The organism is Arthrobacter sp. E3 (assembly GCF_017353415.1).
Classification (GTDB): Bacteria; Actinomycetota; Actinomycetes; order Actinomycetales; family Micrococcaceae; genus Specibacter.
The window spans coordinates 42,853-59,764 of the sequence record NZ_JAFMPX010000022.1 but is presented as its reverse complement, the minus strand read 5'-3'; the positions used below and the strand labels follow the sequence as shown (position 1 = coordinate 59,764).

The 16,912-nt window shown below is 60.2% G+C and carries 13 protein-coding genes and 2 rRNA genes; 14 read left to right on the top strand and 1 reads right to left on the bottom strand.

The window, feature by feature from the left end:
- The first annotated feature begins 8 nt into the window (after positions 1 to 8).
- Both JMA46_RS10855 and rrf read left to right on the top strand, forming a co-directional pair.
- Positions 9 to 3,185: ribosomal RNA gene (locus tag JMA46_RS10855) — 23S ribosomal RNA — on the top strand.
- A 237-nt stretch (positions 3,186 to 3,422) separates the two neighbouring features.
- Positions 3,423 to 3,539: ribosomal RNA gene (gene rrf / locus JMA46_RS10850) — 5S ribosomal RNA — on the top strand.
- Between the two features lie 54 nt (positions 3,540 to 3,593).
- On the opposite strand, the gene JMA46_RS10845 is transcribed toward rrf, so the two are convergent.
- Positions 3,594 to 4,766 carry a phosphotransferase gene (locus JMA46_RS10845; protein ID WP_207345347.1) on the bottom strand — a complete coding sequence of 391 codons (1,173 nt, stop codon included), beginning with the start codon at positions 4,764 to 4,766 and terminating at the stop codon, positions 3,594 to 3,596.
- A gap of 166 nt (positions 4,767 to 4,932) precedes the next feature.
- Here JMA46_RS10845 and JMA46_RS10840 point away from each other — a divergent pair, with 166 nt between their 5' ends.
- The 12 genes from JMA46_RS10840 to JMA46_RS10785 all read left to right on the top strand — a co-directional run bounded on the left by JMA46_RS10840 (position 4,933) and on the right by JMA46_RS10785 (position 16,861).
- Complete coding sequence (locus JMA46_RS10840; RefSeq protein ID WP_207345346.1) at positions 4,933 to 5,424, top strand: hypothetical protein; 492 nt, start codon at positions 4,933 to 4,935, stop codon at positions 5,422 to 5,424.
- 105 nt (positions 5,425 to 5,529) lie between these two features.
- Positions 5,530 to 7,125: a hypothetical protein gene (locus tag JMA46_RS10835; RefSeq protein WP_207345345.1), complete on the top strand. Its 1,596-nt coding sequence runs from the start codon at positions 5,530 to 5,532 to the stop codon at positions 7,123 to 7,125.
- Positions 7,115 to 8,125 carry an HAD-IIA family hydrolase gene (locus JMA46_RS10830; RefSeq protein ID WP_348770126.1) on the top strand — a complete coding sequence of 337 codons (1,011 nt, stop codon included), beginning with the start codon at positions 7,115 to 7,117 and terminating at the stop codon, positions 8,123 to 8,125. The genes JMA46_RS10835 and JMA46_RS10830 overlap by 11 nt, the downstream gene beginning before the upstream one ends.
- Positions 8,122 to 8,328, top strand: coding sequence for a hypothetical protein (locus JMA46_RS10825; RefSeq protein WP_207345343.1), 207 nt, complete (start codon positions 8,122 to 8,124; stop codon positions 8,326 to 8,328). Before JMA46_RS10830 ends, JMA46_RS10825 begins: the two co-directional genes overlap by 4 nt.
- The gene (locus JMA46_RS10820) at positions 8,325 to 9,131 is read left to right on the top strand and encodes a TlyA family rRNA (cytidine-2'-O)-methyltransferase (protein ID WP_207345342.1); all 807 of its coding nucleotides are present in this window, start codon (positions 8,325 to 8,327) and stop codon (positions 9,129 to 9,131) included. Before JMA46_RS10825 ends, JMA46_RS10820 begins: the two co-directional genes overlap by 4 nt.
- A 100-nt stretch (positions 9,132 to 9,231) precedes the next feature.
- A complete protein-coding gene (locus JMA46_RS10815) occupies positions 9,232 to 10,308 on the top strand; it encodes an NAD kinase (RefSeq protein WP_207345341.1) in 1,077 nt (358 codons plus the stop codon).
- Positions 10,305 to 12,032: a DNA repair protein RecN gene (gene recN, locus JMA46_RS10810; RefSeq protein ID WP_207345340.1), complete on the top strand. Its 1,728-nt coding sequence runs from the start codon at positions 10,305 to 10,307 to the stop codon at positions 12,030 to 12,032. The genes JMA46_RS10815 and recN overlap by 4 nt, the downstream gene beginning before the upstream one ends.
- Positions 12,033 to 12,092: 60 nt before the next feature.
- Positions 12,093 to 13,799, top strand: coding sequence for a CTP synthase (locus JMA46_RS10805; protein ID WP_207345339.1), 1,707 nt, complete (start codon positions 12,093 to 12,095; stop codon positions 13,797 to 13,799).
- The gene (locus tag JMA46_RS10800; protein ID WP_207345338.1) at positions 13,800 to 14,492 is read left to right on the top strand and encodes an NUDIX hydrolase; all 693 of its coding nucleotides are present in this window, start codon (positions 13,800 to 13,802) and stop codon (positions 14,490 to 14,492) included.
- Complete coding sequence (gene xerD / locus JMA46_RS10795) at positions 14,489 to 15,478, top strand: site-specific tyrosine recombinase XerD (protein ID WP_348770125.1); 990 nt, start codon at positions 14,489 to 14,491, stop codon at positions 15,476 to 15,478. Before JMA46_RS10800 ends, xerD begins: the two co-directional genes overlap by 4 nt.
- Before the next feature lie 160 nt (positions 15,479 to 15,638).
- Entirely contained in the window at positions 15,639 to 16,247 is a 609-nt protein-coding gene (locus JMA46_RS10790; protein ID WP_207345337.1) for a hypothetical protein, read from the top strand.
- A 116-nt stretch (positions 16,248 to 16,363) separates the two neighbouring features.
- Positions 16,364 to 16,861, top strand: coding sequence for an 8-oxo-dGTP diphosphatase (locus JMA46_RS10785; protein WP_207345336.1), 498 nt, complete (start codon positions 16,364 to 16,366; stop codon positions 16,859 to 16,861).
- The last annotated feature ends 51 nt before the right edge of the window (positions 16,862 to 16,912 follow it).

The window sequence follows — 16,912 nt, the reverse complement described above, 5'->3', positions numbered from 1 at the left end:
ATGTGTGTGGTCAAGTTTTTAAGGGCGCACGGTGGATGCCTTGGCATTAGGAGCCGAAGAAGGACGTAGGAATCTGCGATAAGCCTCGGGGAGTTGATAACCAAACTTTGATCCGAGGGTGTCCGAATGGGGGAACCCCGCTACCCGTCGCAAGGCGAGGTGGTGACCTGCATCTGAATATATAGGATGTGTGGAGGGAACGTGGGGAAGTGAAACATCTCAGTACCCACAGGAAGAGAAAACAATAGTGATTCCGTTAGTAGTGGCGAGCGAACGCGGAACAGGCTAAACCGTGTCATGTGTGATAGCCGGCGGGCGTTGCATGGTGCGGGGTTGAGGGACTGACCGATCTAGTTCTGCCGGACTAGGAAGGGGAATGGTGCATGTATAGGTGAACGGTTTTGAATGGCCGACCGTAGAGGGTGAGAGTCCCGTAACTGAAATGCAGTGCACTCCCTTTGGTGAGTATCCCAAGTAGCACGGGGCCCGAGAAATCCCGTGTGAATCTGTCAGGACCACCTGATAAGCCTAAATACTACCTAATGACCGATAGCGGACAAGTACCGTGAGGGAAAGGTGAAAAGTACCCCGGGAGGGGAGTGAAATAGTACCTGAAACCGTGTGCTTACAATCCGTCAGAGCCACCGAGCCCCCTTTTGGGGGGTTGTTGTTGTGGTGATGGCGTGCCTTTTGAAGAATGAGCCTGCGAGTTAGTGTTACGTCGCGAGGTTAACCCGTGTGGGGAAGCCGTAGCGAAAGCGAGTCTGAATAGGGCGAGTGTAGTGGCGTGATCTAGACCCGAAGCGAAGTGATCTACCCATGGCCAGGTTGAAGCGCGTGTAAGAGCGCGTGGAGGACCGAACCCACTTCAGTTGAAAATGGAGGGGATGAGCTGTGGGTAGGGGTGAAAGGCCAATCAAACTTCGTGATAGCTGGTTCTCCCCGAAATGCATTTAGGTGCAGCGTTGCGTGTTTCTTACTGGAGGTAGAGCTACTGGATGGCTAATGGGCCCTACAAGGTTACTGACGTCAGCCAAACTCCGAATGCCGGTAAGTCAGAGCGTAGCAGTGAGACTGTGGGGGATAAGCTTCATAGTCGAGAGGGAAACAGCCCAGACCACCAACTAAGGCCCCTAAGCGTGTGCTAAGTGGGAAAGGATGTGGGATTGCTTAGACAACCAGGAGGTTGGCTTAGAAGCAGCCATCCTTAAAAGAGTGCGTAATAGCTCACTGGTCAAGTGATCCCGCGCCGACAATGTAGCGGGGCTCAAGTACACCGCCGAAGTTGTGGATTTCAAACAATACCCAAACCAGTAGGTTCGTCCTTTGGTTCAGGGGTTTGGAGTGGTAGGGGAGCGTCGTGTAGGCATTGAAGCCGCAGTGTGAACTAGCGGTGGAGCCTACACGAGTGAGAATGCAGGCATGAGTAGCGAAAGACGGGTGAGAAACCCGTCCGCCGAATGATCAAGGGTTCCAGGGTCAAGCTAATCTGCCCTGGGTAAGTCGGGACCTAAGGCGAGGCCGACAGGCGTAGTCGATGGACAACGGGTTGATATTCCCGTACCGGTGAAGAACCGCCCCTATTGAACTGGTGATACTAACCACCCAAGTTTTCTCTTTGCGTGCCTTCGGGCCAGGAAGAGTTAAGGAGCGTGGGACCTGAACCAGGGAGGTAAACGTATTAACAGGTGTGACGCAGGAAGGTAGCCGAGCCGGGCGATGGTAGTCCCGGTCTAAGGATGTAGGAAGTACCATAGGCAAATCCGTGGTGCTGTCTTTAATGACGATTCTGAGATCTGATGGGACCCCCGTACGGGGGAATTCGGTGATCCTATGCTGCCTAGAAAAGCATCGACGTGAGGTTCCAACCGCCCGTACCCCAAACCGACACAGGTGATCAGGTAGAGAATACTAAGGCGATCGAGAGAATTATGGTTAAGGAACTCGGCAAAATGCCCCCGTAACTTCGGGAGAAGGGGGGCCTGCCCCGTGAAGGAACCTTGCGTTCCGTGAGCGGGTGTGGGCCGCAGAGACCAGGGGGAAGCGACTGTTTACTAAAAACACAGGTCCGTGCGAAGTCGCAAGACGATGTATACGGACTGACTCCTGCCCGGTGCTGGAAGGTTAAGAGGACCGGTTAGCTCTTTGGAGCGAAGCTGAGAATTTAAGCCCCAGTAAACGGCGGTGGTAACTATAACCATCCTAAGGTAGCGAAATTCCTTGTCGGGTAAGTTCCGACCTGCACGAATGGAGTAACGACTTCCCCGCTGTCTCAACCATAAACTCGGCGAAATTGCAGTACGAGTAAAGATGCTCGTTACGCGCAGCAGGACGGAAAGACCCCGAGACCTTTACTATAGTTTGGTATTGGTGTTCGGAGTGGCTTGTGTAGGATAGGTGGGAGACTGTGAAACTGCAACGCTAGTTGCGGTGGAGTCATCGTTGAAATACCACTCTGGTCACTTTGGACATCTAACTTCGGCCCGTAATCCGGGTCAGGGACAGTGCCTGATGGGTAGTTTAACTGGGGCGGTTGCCTCCTAAAAAGTAACGGAGGCGCCCAAAGGTTCCCTCAGCCTGGTTGGCAATCAGGTATCGAGTGTAAGTGCACAAGGGAGCTTGACTGTGAGAGGGACACCTCGAGCAGGGACGAAAGTCGGGACTAGTGATCCGGCGGCACATTGTGGAATGGCCGTCGCTCAACGGATAAAAGGTACCTCGGGGATAACAGGCTGATCTTGCCCAAGAGTCCATATCGACGGCATGGTTTGGCACCTCGATGTCGGCTCGTCGCATCCTGGGGCTGGAGTAGGTCCCAAGGGTTGGGCTGTTCGCCCATTAAAGCGGTACGCGAGCTGGGTTTAGAACGTCGTGAGACAGTTCGGTCCCTATCCGCTGCGCGCGCAGGAAATTTGAGAAGAGCTGTCCTTAGTACGAGAGGACCGGGACGGACGAACCTCTGGTGTGTCAGTTGTACTGCCAAGTGCATCGCTGATTAGCTACGTTCGGAAGGGATAACCGCTGAAAGCATCTAAGCGGGAAGCCCACTTCAAGATGAGATTTCCATACACCTAAACGTGTGAGAGGCCCCCAGCTAGACCACTGGGTTGATAGGCCGGACGTGGAAGCGAGGACTAAAGACTCGTGAAGCTGACCGGTACTAATAAGCCGATAACTTACACCACACACACCTCTACCAAGGTATGCTCGCGTTCACTATGTGGTTCCCAACCAACAAACCCACCCGTTTGTTCGGCCAAGGAAACCAAAAAAACAACAGGAAAACTATGACTCACCACACCACTCAACCGGTAAAAAAGAGTCAAAGAACCCCTGTATAATAAAATAGAAGTTGTTCATCACAAGAACACCCAACAAACCACCCACACCAACACACACTGTGTTGGGACTGGGGAAAAAGTTACGGTGGTCATAGCGTGGGGGAAACGCCCGGTCCCATTCCGAACCCGGAAGCTAAGACCCACAGCGCCGATGGTACTGCATTCGAGAGGATGTGGGAGAGTAGGACACCGCCGGACAACACCAAAAACAGGTCGAGGCCCCACACCACACGGTGCGGGGCCTCCCTGCATTTAAAAGTTAGGACCCAGCGCACCGCCGGATGTTGTTTCGGTTGCATCGAGGAGGCTGATGCTAAATCGAGCGATGGCTGCGCGGTCCGCAGAGAGTTGTTGGAGTGCCGGCGTTGTTGCCTCCCCGAGGTGTTCAAAAGGCACTGTCGACAATCCTGTGTAAAGCATCAGATGCAGGGCGTGGGCCCGTCGGACCGTGTCTAAGGAGATCTCGCTGCCTTCTGCCCGGAGCCCATCCACGTAGGACGGGAGGATGGCCTCGTCGATGGTCTCGAGAGAAGGGACTCCCTGCCGACCAAGTTGTATTTCCCCGACGAGGAGTTGCCCAAGATCGAATCCGACGGGCCCCTCGCCGAAGAATCCATAGTCGATGAGGACAAAGCCTTCCTCATCGGCAGTGACGAGTAGATTATTCGGACAGGCGTCGCCGTGAACGCTTCCCAACGGAAGGGCGATGAGTTCGTCGACAAGTTCGTGAACCCGATTGGCACTCTCCTGCAGGCGGATTCTCAGCGAGTCGTTGAACGCGCCAGACACTAGGGGATGGCACCAGAGTCCAGAGTCGCGTAGCAAGGGAATCACCTGGTTTTGCAGACGCCCCTGTACGTAGTCAAGTACGGTCCAAGGAAATTCTCCGACGTTGGCCCGTTCCCGGACTCGCGGGTTGGCTGCCAGCCGGCCGAGCAGATAGGCTGCCTGCGAATACCGGTCCACATCCCATATGGCAGGCACCGTCCTGATCTGTTCCAGCCAAATACTGGCTGACTTCGCGTCCAGATCGAAAACGCCCAATGCACGAGGCATCCTAAGCCCGTGCGGCAGTATTTGGCCGAGGTTGGATCGGTAGACTAATGGTTCAATCCGCCACGGCACACTGGCTTCGGCCATGGCTGCTGACTCTTCAGGTACCTGCGCAAAAAGTGGTGAGCGTGACCATGACTGTACGTGTTTTACGAAGAAGGAGTACCTTTGCGGCTCGCCTGCGACCATGGCATGGCCATGAACCCAGTAGCGGCCGGCTGTCGTAATTGCAGGAATGTCATAGGCAACCAGTTCGACGTCGGCGCTCACCAGAGTCACCCGTTCCGGTGGCTCGTGGAGAAGTTCAGCGATGAGTTGGGTCAATGTCTGGTCGCTGACGTTGGCGGTTCCGAGTAGTTTACGGTCATGCATTGGTGGCCCCACGGACTGGAAAGTTGGGTTCCTACCCCAGATGATATGGTCGCGTTGTTATGGACGTCAAGAAGTTGGTTCTCTGGTCGATTCGATGCACGCACTGATGCAAGTGGGTTTGATTCTGGGTGATGTACTCGTGGTTGTCGCCAATTAGGATTGATGCATGTCCAATTTGTTTTCCCACGCCGCTGTAGACCTTCCTGAGGATCAGACGGTCCATGCGGCGAGGCATGCGGTTGTTGTTGTGCCTGTACCACTCGCTGAAGCGTTTGGCGGCTTTACTGACGGGATTCATTTGTGGTGGCCAATGGAAACACACAGTAAATTCGGAGCCGAAGCTCATGACGGATTCGAGAACGGTGTCCTTTTGGAGGATGCATTTACAGGGGAGCACGTCTTGTGGGGTGAGGTTCAAGGATGGGATGCCCCATCGTCCTTGGACATGAGGTGGCAGATGGACGGCGATCGGCTCTCTCCCACTGTTGTGCATGTGGACTTCGCCACAAATGATGATGGCTCCACTACCGTATCGCTCACTCATGACGGCTGGGCTGCGGGGAACGTTGGCCTGCAGCAGTACGAGAAGTACTGTGATTGGCCACTCATCTTGGCTAGATACGCCAGATTCATGGGTGGCGTGCCTGCGCTCGACTAGACTGTAGTGTGGACGATTCGGTCCGAGGTTTTTGCAGTAGAAGATCAATAGTGAAGAGCGGCTGTTACTGTGCCAGTTAGTGCGCTCATAGGTTTAGGAGTCGACATGGCTGAGCATTACGAAGGAAAGCACGAGAATAACTCTCGTGACAAGGACAACGGTGGCAACGGCCGGCCCTACGCTGAGCGTCCAGCAACAAACGACCGCCAGCAGGCACGTCCGTACAGTGACCGCGATAACCGTGGTGGCCAGGGTGGGCGCCCTTCAGGCGACCGTGATTCACGTCCTTCCTACGGTAACCGTGATGACCGTCCGGCTCGCTCGGGTGGAGACCGCCCCTACGGTAACCGCGATGCACGCCCTTCTTATGGTGACCGCGATAACCGTGGTGGCCAGGGTGGGCGCCCTTCAGGCGACCGTGATTCACGTCCTTCCTACGGTAACCGTGATGACCGTCCGGCTCGCTCCGGTGGAGACCGCCCCTACGGTAACCGCGATGCACGCCCCTCTTATGGTGACCGCGACAACCGTGGTGGCCAGGGTGGACGCCCTTCAGGCGACCGCGACTCACGTCCTTCCTATGGCAACCGTGATGACCGTCCGGCCCGCTCCGGTGGAGACCGCCCCGGTAACGACCGCCCGAGCCACGGTGCACGCGAAGACCGCGGACCCCGCACGGCACCGGTGCGCAATGCCGGCGATCTGCGCAGCTCCAACCGTCCCGACCGGGAACGTTCACCCCACATTGATGCAGACGTCACTGGTGAAGAACTGGACAAGGTAACCCGCGCCCAGCTGCGGATCCTTGACTCACGCAACAACGAGTGGGTCTCCAAGCACCTCGTCATGGCAGGCCGGTTGATCGACTTCGAACCGGAGCTTGCCTTCGAACACGCACTCGCTGCCAGCCGCCGTGGTGGCCGCTTGGCCTGTGTTCGTGAAGCTGTGGCCATGACGGCCTATGCCGCCGGCAAGTACGGCGAAGCGTTGCGTGAACTGCGCACCTTCCGCCGCATCAGCGGATCCAACGCGCACTTGCCGCTCATGGCCGACTGCGAACGCGGCCTGGGCCGTCCGGACCGCGCACTGGAACTGATCAACTCCGAAGATGCCGAAACCTTGGACACCGCCGGCAAGGTCGAATTGGCCATTGTTGAATCCGGGGCACGCGGTGACTTGGGCGAGATGGAAGCGGCACTGTCAGCGCTGGAAATCCCGCAGCTGGACATGAACCGTGCGTTCTCCTTCAGTCCGCGCCTGTTCCGTGCCTACGGCATGGTGCTGCGTGCCGCTGACCGCAAGGACGAAGCGAAGACGTGGGAGCGTCAGGCGTTGGTTGCAGAGGAAGCCCTCGGCGTTGACGAAGGCATGGACCAGATCATCATCGACCTGGGCGACGATGAGGACATCCCCTTGGAATCCCCCCGCGTGCGTGTAGCGGACGTGATGGCTCCGGCCACCGCTCCTGCCACGAACGACGACGCCACCCTGGCAGCTGCCGAACTCACCTCAGGTGACGCAGAGCAGGACGAACAGAACATCGACGACGCCGAGTCTTCCCACTTTGAGTCCGACGACGCCGAGTCAGATGCCGACAGCGCCGAAGAAGACAGCGCCGACGAAGACAGCACTGAGGACGACAACCACTCCCACCCCTCCGAAGGCGAGGATTCCGGCGAGTTCAACCACAGTGAGAGCTAGTCCCTTGATCAGTGGCTTTGATGCGGTTTTGGCGGATCTGGACGGCGTTGTCTACGCCGGTCCAGCCGCCATTCCCGGTGCCGTGGAAGCGTTGAACAAGCTTGCCGACGTCAACGTGAAGCTGGCGTACGTCACGAATAACGCTTCACGAACGCCTGCCAAGATCGCAGCACACCTGCGTGAGCTGGGTGCCCCGGCGGACGACGACCAAGTGGTCAGCTCCGCCCAGGCGGGCGCTGCCCTGCTGGCTCAAAAGTTGCCTCAGGGCAGCAAGGTCCTGGTTACGGGCAGTACAGCACTGGCGCAGGAGGTGCAGGCGTTGGGCATGGCCGTCGTTGACGGTGCCGCTGACGCTCCGGATGCCGTAATTCAAGGATTTGACCCAGAGTTGGGATGGCGGGACCTGGCCGAGGCCACGTTCGCCATCAAGGGCGGCGCGCTGTGGATTGCCACCAACACCGACATGACCATCCCGCAGGACCGGGGGATTGCCCCCGGCAACGGGACGTTGGTTGCTGCGGTGCGCACCGCCGTCGGGCATGACCCGCTGGTGGCCGGCAAACCAGAGGCGCCGCTCTTCCACACGGCTGCCAGTCGGTTGGGAGCAAAAGCACCGCTGGTGGTGGGCGACAGGCTCGACACCGACATCCTCGGTGGCAACAACGCAGGCATGGCGACGGCGCTGGTGCTAACGGGTGTCGATTCAGCGGAAGCAGCGCTGCGGTCCTGCACCGCGCAGCGGCCCACTTTCATCATTGACTCCATGGCGCAGCTGTTTACGGCTTATCCAGATGTGACGTTCGACGGCGGCACCGTCACCTGTGGTGCCGCTGCCGCGCGCACAACGACGGACAGCACCGGCGAGCAGACGGTGCACATTGCCGGTAACCCCGAAGACTCCGATTCCTGGCGTGCCGCCTGCGCCGCATGGTGGGCAGCGGTACCGGACACCGACCAGGCAACGGCACCAGGCCTGGTCTGGCACACCGAACTGCCATGACAGCGAACGAAGACCAGTTGCGAAGCCAAGCACCCAGCCAACCCACGGGGGATCCAGCAGTGGATGCCCTCGTGGCGCTGGCTGCGCAAACAGTGCACTTGCCGGCCAGTGAGCATAAGGCGCGGTACACGCAGGTCCTCGAAGGGCTCGAACGTGAGCTGGACGCGGACCCCATAGCCGCGCTGCGCGGGGACGCCTCGTGAGCCGCCTTGACCAGGAACTGGTCAACCGCGGGCTGGCCCGCTCGCGCACTGTGGCGGCCACCCTCATCAAGGCCGGCCGGGTCACAGTGGAAGGGGTCCCCGCCGTGAAGGCGGCCCAAGCGGTGGTGTCGGGCACCGCCGTCGAACTTCTGCCGGGCCACGAAGAGGACTACGTCTCACGCGCCGGGCACAAGCTGGCCGGTGCCCTGGCACATTTCCCACAGGTCACAGTGGCTGGGAAACGCTGCCTTGACGCCGGCGCATCCACCGGCGGCTTCACGGACGTGCTGCTCCGCAACGGTGCTGCACGTGTGGTGGCCGTGGATGTGGGGCATGGCCAGCTGGTGGAATCCCTGCGCCACGACCCCCGTGTGGACGTCCACGAGGGCCTGAATATTCGCTACATGAGTGCGGAGGACATCGGCGGGCCGGCAGAGCTGACCGTGTGTGACCTCTCCTTCATTTCCCTCACCCTTGTCATGACACCGCTTGCCCTGGCCACACAGGTCGGCGGGGAGCTGCTGTTGATGGTGAAGCCCCAGTTTGAGGTGGGCAGGGAGCGTCTGGCCCGCACCGGAGTCGTGAGCAGTGAGAATGAACGACGCCGGGCTGTCGCCTTGGTGGCGTCGGCGGCAGTTGCAAACGGGCTCGCCCTGCAGGACATCGGCACCAGTGCCCTCCCCGGACAAGACGGAAATGTTGAGTATTTTCTACTCGCCAAGCGTGTTGTGTCGGGCCCTGCGCCTAAGATCGAAGAACAGGGGCGTGCCGTGGAGAAGCTGTTGGCCCGGCTCTGGCCCTAAAGCGCACACGACCCGTCCGCGAAGTTCGCAGGACAAGCAGCTCTGAGACGGGCGGGCCGGGTGCACCTGGAACTGAAACCAAGCGAAGAGGAAACAGCACATGACACGGCGCGTCTTGATTCTGGCCCACACCGGCCGTGAAGAGTCGATGCTTGCCGCCCTCGAGGCGTGCGTTGAACTTCATGCAAACAACATTGTCCCCGTCATGTACGCCGAAGAACTGGTGGACATGACAGGTTATCTGGGCGTCTCCAGCGTCAAAATGGAAGTCCTTGGCCAAGACGTCACCTTGGCAGACATCGAGCTTGTCATGGTGCTCGGCGGTGACGGAACCATTCTGCGTGCCGCTGAAATCGTCCGCGACTATGACGTCCCGCTGCTCGGTGTCAACCTGGGGCATGTGGGGTTCCTGGCCGAAAGCGAACGCGAAGAGCTCATCCAGACCGTTGCAGCCGTCGTCGAGCGCAAGTATTCCGTGGAGGAACGCATGTGCCTCGATGTCATGGTGCGCGTTGCCGGCAAAGTCGTGGCGCACACCTGGGCCTTGAATGAAGTGGCCGTGGAAAAGGGCAACCGCGAACGCATGATCGAGGTGGTGACGGAAGTGGACGGACGCCCTTTGACGTCCTACGGGTGCGACGGGGTGGTCATGGCTACGCCCACCGGTTCCACTGCCTACGCGTTTTCCGCCGGCGGCCCCGTGGTCTGGCCCGGCGTTGAAGCTTTGCTGATGGTGCCCATCAGCGCCCACGCACTCTTTGCCAAGCCACTGGTGGTTTCCCCGACATCCACCCTGGCTGTGGAAGTGCTCACCCGCAACGGCGCCTACGGCGTGATCTGGTGCGACGGCCGGCGAACCGTGGATCTGTTGCCCGGCGCACGCATCGAGGTGTCCCGTTCCGATAAGCCGGTCAAGCTGGCAAGAACGCAGCTGTCAACATTTTCCGAACGGCTGGTCCGCAAATTTGAACTGCCCGTCCAAGGCTGGCGCGGACCATCGGTGGAAGTGGCGGAGCCGCCCACCACACAGCTGCCCATCATTAAGACACCCAGGCCAAAGTACCCGCTGGAAGGCCGGCCCCACAGTGACATGCCGCCACTGCCGGATCTGAGGATTCCGCCGCAGGAAAGCTCCTACTCCGGCACCACGGCGTTTTACGGGGAGGACCCGGCGTGATTGAAGAAATCCGCATCCGGGACTTGGGCGTCATCTCGGAGTCAACACTCCCGTTGGGTCCGGGCCTGAGCGTCGTCAGCGGCGAAACCGGTGCTGGAAAGACCATGGTGGTGACCGCCGTCGGGCTTCTGCTGGGCAACAGGGCCGACGCCGGCGCGGTGCGCAACGGAGCAAAGACTGCCTCAGCCGAAGCTACATTGACGCTTCCCGCCGGGCACCCTGCCCTGGTGCGTGCGCTGGAAGCAGGTGCCGAGGTTGACGAGTTCGACGGCGGAGCGCAGCTCATTCTGGCCCGCACCGTCAGTGCTGACGGGCGCAGCCGGGCCCATGTGGGCGGACGCAGCGCTCCCATCGGGGTGCTCAACGAACTGGGGGAGGCCTTGGTTGCCGTGCATGGGCAGTCGGACCAGATCCGGTTGAAGAACCCCTCGGCGCAACGCGTCGCCCTGGATAAGTTTGCCGCCGAGGCACACAAGGGATTTTCCGCCACGCAGCAGGCTTATAGGGGAGTGTTTGAGCAGTGGCGTGCTACCCGGGCCGAGCTGGCGCAGTTGCGATCGGCGAGTAGGGAACGGTTGCGTGAAGCCGAGGCATTGACCACGGCGCTGGCTGAAATCGATGCCGTGGAACCGTTGGAGGCTGAAGACGAGATGCTCAAGGCCCAGGCCGTGAAACTGGGCAACGTGGAGGAACTGCGCAAAGCGACCTTGGGAGCCCACGAAGCCCTCAGTGCCGCTGACTACGGCGACGGCATCGACGCAGCAACTCTCGTGGATACGGCCAAGCGGCTCGTGGAAACGGTGGCCGACAGTGACGAGGAGCTGGGACAAACCACCAAGCGGCTCTCCGAAGTTGGCTATTTGCTCGCTGACATTGCCAGGGACCTTGCCAGCTACGCCACCTCCCTGGATTCAGAGGGGCCCGGTCGGCTGGCCGAGGTGGAGGACAGGCGCGGTGAACTGGCCGTTCTGGTGCGCAAATACGCACCCAGCATTGATGAGGTCATCGAGTGGGCGGACGCCGCCAGGGTCCGCCTGACCGAGCTCAGCGACGACTCCGGCCGGATTGAAAGCCTTGAAGCTGCAGAATCCGCTGCCCTCGCGGAACTGGGCGGGTTGGCGGACCAGCTGACGGCTGCACGCCGCAAGGCAGCGGAGAAGTTGGCCAAGGCCGTCAGTTCCGAGTTGAAGGCACTGGCGATGCCCGATGCCAAGCTTGTCATTGAGATCTCTGCGACGGAACGCACCGTGCACGGCCAAGATGACATTGCGTTCCTGCTGGCACCCCACGCTGGTGCCCTGCCGCGTCCGCTGGGCAAGGGGGCCTCCGGTGGTGAGCTGTCACGGGTGATGCTGGCGCTGGAAGTGGTGCTGGCCGCCGTCGACCCCGTTCCCACGTTCGTGTTCGACGAAGTTGACTCAGGTGTGGGTGGTAAGGCGGCTGTGGAAATTGGGCGCAGGCTGGCGATGCTGGCCGAACACGTGCAAGTTTTAGTGGTGACCCACCTGCCGCAGGTGGCCGCATTTGCCGACCAACACATCCTTGTCACCAAGAGTTCTGTGAGCAAAAACTCAACAGGCATCACCACCAGCAATGTGCGGGTTTTGACGTACGAGGAACGGGTTGTGGAACTGGCCCGAATGCTTGCAGGGCAGGAGGATTCAGTGACAGCGCAAGCCCACGCCAAGGAATTGTTGGCGCAGGCAGCGCGTCCCACCCACTAAAATTTTGGGGCGGTTATGCAAAATTTGGGTGCCGTTCGCGAACGTATATTGACTCATTAGATGATAGGCTCGAATTCCGTGGTGCAACGATCAAATTCCCGGTTCAGTGGTCAGTCCAAGACGACCAAACACATCTTCGTCACCGGCGGAGTCGCGTCCTCGCTCGGCAAGGGTCTGACGGCTTCCAGCCTCGGTCACCTGCTGCGGGCACGCGGCCTCTCGGTCACAATGCAAAAGCTCGATCCCTATCTCAACGTGGATCCGGGCACAATGAATCCCTTCCAGCACGGTGAAGTCTTCGTGACAGACGACGGCGCCGAGACCGACCTGGATATTGGCCATTACGAGCGTTTCCTGGATGAAAATCTTGAGGGCTCAGCCAACGTCACAACGGGTCAGGTCTACTCAACGGTGATCGCCAAGGAACGCCGCGGTGAATACTTGGGGGACACCGTCCAGGTCATCCCGCATATCACCGATGAGATCAAGCGCCGCATGCGCCTGCCGGCCGAAGGCCCCAACGCCCCCGACGTGATCATCACCGAAATTGGCGGCACGGTTGGCGACATCGAGTCCCAACCGTTCCTGGAGTCGGCACGCCAGGTACGCCAAGACGTGGGCCGCAACAACGTGTTCTTCGCGCACGTCTCTTTGGTCCCCTACATTGGCCCGTCACAGGAACTGAAGACCAAGCCAACCCAGCACTCAGTTGCTGCGCTGCGCTCCCTGGGCATTCAGCCCGACGCCATCATTTTGCGCTCCGACCGGGTTCTGCCCGAAGCCATGCACGCTAAGATTGGCCGCGCCTGCGATGTGGATGTTGAAGCCGTCATTGGTTGCCCTGACGCCCCCAGCATCTACGAGATCCCCAAGACGCTGCATGCCCAGGGCCTTGACTCCTACATCATCCGCGCCCTCGATTTGCCCTTCAAGGACGTTGACTGGACCAAGTGGGACAAGCTGCTTGAAGTGGTTCACAACCCGGCACACCACATTGAGATCGCTTTGGTTGGTAAGTACATTGATCTGCCTGACGCGTACCTTTCCGTCACGGAGGCTTTGCGGGCCGGAGGTTTCGCCAACGCCACCAAGGTGAAGATCCGTTGGGTTCCCTCCGATGACTGTGCCACTGAGGCAGGGGCCCGTGTGGCCTTGGCAGACATTGACGCCATCTGTGTGCCCGGCGGCTTCGGCATCCGCGGTCTCGAAGGCAAGCTCGGTGCGCTGAAGTTTGCTCGCGAAAACCTGATCCCCACGCTGGGGCTGTGCCTGGGCTTGCAGTCCATGGTCATTGAATACGCGCGCAATGTGGTGGGCCTTGAAGGTGCGTCCTCGTCAGAGTTTGACGAAAACCCCAAGTATCCCGTCATCGCCACCATGGAAGAGCAGCAGGACATCGTGGCCGGCAGGGGAGACCTTGGCGGGACCATGCGCTTGGGTCTGTACCCGGCCGTGCTCACCCCGGGTTCAGTGGTTGCCGAAACGTATGGGACCACTGATGTTGCCGAACGGCACCGCCACCGCTACGAGGTGAACAACAAATACCGGGAACAGATCGCTGCGGCAGGGCTGGTGTTCTCCGGCACCTCTCCCGACGGCAAGCTCGTTGAGTATGTTGAGCTTCCGCGTGACGTGCACCCTTACTATGTCTCCACTCAGGCGCACCCCGAGTTGAGCTCGCGACCCACCCGGCCGCACCCGCTCTTTGCCGGTCTGGTTGCGGCAGCGCTTGCACGCCAGAGTGCTACACGGCTGCTGGACGTCTAGATGGCACACCTTGGTGCACCGGGGGCTCGGGAGCAGCCTGTTGTCGGCTCCTCGTCGGCAAACATCGCCGATGAGGAAAGCATCCGCACTCTGCATTCGAAGTCCACGGTGTACCAGGGCCGCATTTGGGACGTGGTCTCTGACACGTTCTCACTGACACCGGGTTCGACGCCGTTGACCCGGGACTACATTGAGCATCCCGGGGCAGTGGCGGTGGTGGTGCTCAATGAGCAGAACCAGGTTCTGCTGCTGCGCCAGTACCGCCACCCCGTACAAATGAATCTGTGGGAGGTTCCCGCCGGCCTCCTGGATATTGATGGCGAAGACTTTGTGGTCGGTGCTGCCCGCGAACTGGCTGAGGAAGCCGATCTCGTTGCTGCCCAATGGCATGTGTTGACCGACTTTTTCAATTCCCCCGGTTCCTCCAGCGAAGCCATCAGAATCTACTTGGCCCGCGGCATCTCCTTCGTCCCAGAGGATCAGCGCCATGTGCGCACGGAGGAAGAAGCCGAGATCAAGTTCGCTTGGGTCGACTTGGAAGAGGCAGCAGCTGCAGTGCTGGGCGGGCGCGTGCACAACCCGTCCGCCGTCGTCGGTATTTTGGCCGCCGCCCAGGCTGCGCGCAGTGACTTTGCCAGCTTGCGCCCCGGCAACGCGCCTTGGCCTGAACACCCGTCCAACCGCCAGCGGTGACGGATCCGGGCAGCTCCGGCCGGGGGGATTCCATCCAGGCTGCCTCGACAGGAGTGACTCGCGGCATCCAGGATTATCTGCTGCATGTGGGGGTGGAGCGCGGGCTCGCACCGAACACCCTGCAGGCATACAAGCGTGACCTGCGCAGGTATCAGGAGTTCCTCACCGCCGCAGACATCGCCGAACCGGGCAGCATTGACAGGCACCACGTGAGCGAATTTGCCCAAGGCCTCTCGGACGGGGCCGACGGCGGCACACCCCTGGGGCTGCGCTCCGCCGCCCGGACCATCGTGGCCGTCCGCGGGCTGCACAAGTTTTGGGCCCTTGAAGGGCTCAGCGATGCGGATCCTGCAGCTGACGTCCACCCGCCGCAGGCAGGGCAGCGTCTCCCCAAGGCCATTAGCGTCCACGACGTGACACGCATACTCGAAGCAGTCGGAACGGATTCCCCCACCGGGCTGCGGGACGCGGCAATGCTCGAATTCCTGTACTCTACGGGGGCCCGTATCAGCGAGGCAGTGGGACTGGACGTTGATGACCTGGTACTGCCTGAGTCGGCGGAGGACGGCCCTTCTTTGGTGAGGCTCTTTGGCAAGGGTTCCAAGGAACGCGTCGTGCCCATCGGTTCTTACGCCCTGCGTGCCCTTGATGCGTACCTAGTCCGTGGCCGTCCTGCCCTCGTGGCCAAGGGCGGCGGCACGCCGTCGCTGTTCCTCAACGCTCGTGGCGGACGGATCAGCAGGCAAAGCGTGTGGTCCATCCTGAAAGTCGCTGCTGAGCGGGCGGGAGTCTCGGCGGACGTCTCACCGCATACACTGCGGCACTCGTTTGCCACCCACCTGCTCGAAGGGGGTGCGGATGTGCGCGTCGTACAGGAACTGCTCGGCCATGCCTCGGTCACCACCACGCAGGTCTACACACTTGTCACCGTCGAAACGCTGCGTGAAGTGTACGCCGCGGCCCATCCCCGGGCGCTGGCTGACTAATAATTCCCGGCTTTTAGCGGCTGTGGGCGGTCATGGCCAACCCGCACAAAGCCTCCGAGGGTGAGGGATCGGCCCCCACTACCGGCCTATCTTTGCCCTGCAGAGACTGATAGCGTGGCAAGAATTCCCGGTGTCAACGACGATACCGGGAAGCCAGTCCATGAAAATTGGGGTAATTGCCTTGAAGAAAGTCCTAGCCGGTGTTGCGCTTGCCGGAGTCCTGACCTTGTCCGCTGGAACGGTCGCCGCCCAGGCTGCGCCCGGATACCCGGCATCGCTACTGTTGACCACTGATCTGACCGATTCTCCCACGCCAGGTATGGTCACTTTTAGTGGGTCAGGCTTCATCCCCGGTGAAACCATTGACATCACCGTCGCCGTCACCGACCTGGATAACGGCCAGAGCATTGGATCTCTGCCTGCCTCCACGACAACCGCTGACGCCAATGGCACGTTCTCGGTTCTCCTCAGCTTGATGCCGCTGGTCATCGACAAGCAGGTGCAAAACGAGTACAGCATGCTGGCGACAGGACGGATGTCCGGCCACAGCATCAACCAGCTTTCAGTCATTTCCACCAGCGGTCCTGTTGGTGGAATTGATGACCCTGCCCTTGCGAAGGACGGCATGATCGCTGGGCAGGATGCCTTGGCCTACACCGGCATTGACGCCGCTGGCGCTGCGATCCTGTCCCTGCTTGGAGTAGGTGTCGTGGGCGCCGGCGTTGGCATGGTGACGGTTTCCCGTCGCCGCCATGGGCAGCCCGCTTAGCTGCTGCAGCCGGATACCCTGACAGTAAACCTCAGCTAGCACCATCCAATGAGGCAGGCCCGGAACCAATGGTCCCGGGCCTGCCCATGGCTGGCAAGGAACGCTAGGCTGGGAACATGACTGCTGCCCAAGTGACCCTCTGCTTCCCGCTCCGCACCAATCCAGAAGGTGTTGAGGAGGTGCTGCTCGGCGTGAAGAAGACAGGCATGATGGGGACAGGGAAAGTGGTGGGTATTGGTGGGCACGTCGAAGTGGGGGAGTCCGTTGAGCAGGCCATCTGTCGAGAAGTGGCAGAGGAAAGCACCCTCATCATTGAGGAATCAGACCTCGTGCCGGCGGGAACAGTTGACTTCGTTTTCCCTGCCAAGCCCGCGTGGGACATGTTCGCCACGGTGTTCTTGTGCCGGAAATTCGTTGGTGAGCCAGAAGAGAGTTCCGAGCTGCGGCCAGTTTGGTACCCGGTGAACCAGCTGCCGCACGAGCGCATGTGGGCGGATGCAACCCACTGGGTTCCGGCTTTCCTTGCCGGGCAAAGAAGAAACTGGCGGGTTGTGCTCAATGACGACAACGAAACGGTGGCATCCAGCACGCACAATGCGGCACCAGAACACTAGCTGCGCCTGATCAGCATCGCTCCGACGGAGAAGGAGGGGAAGATGGAACTT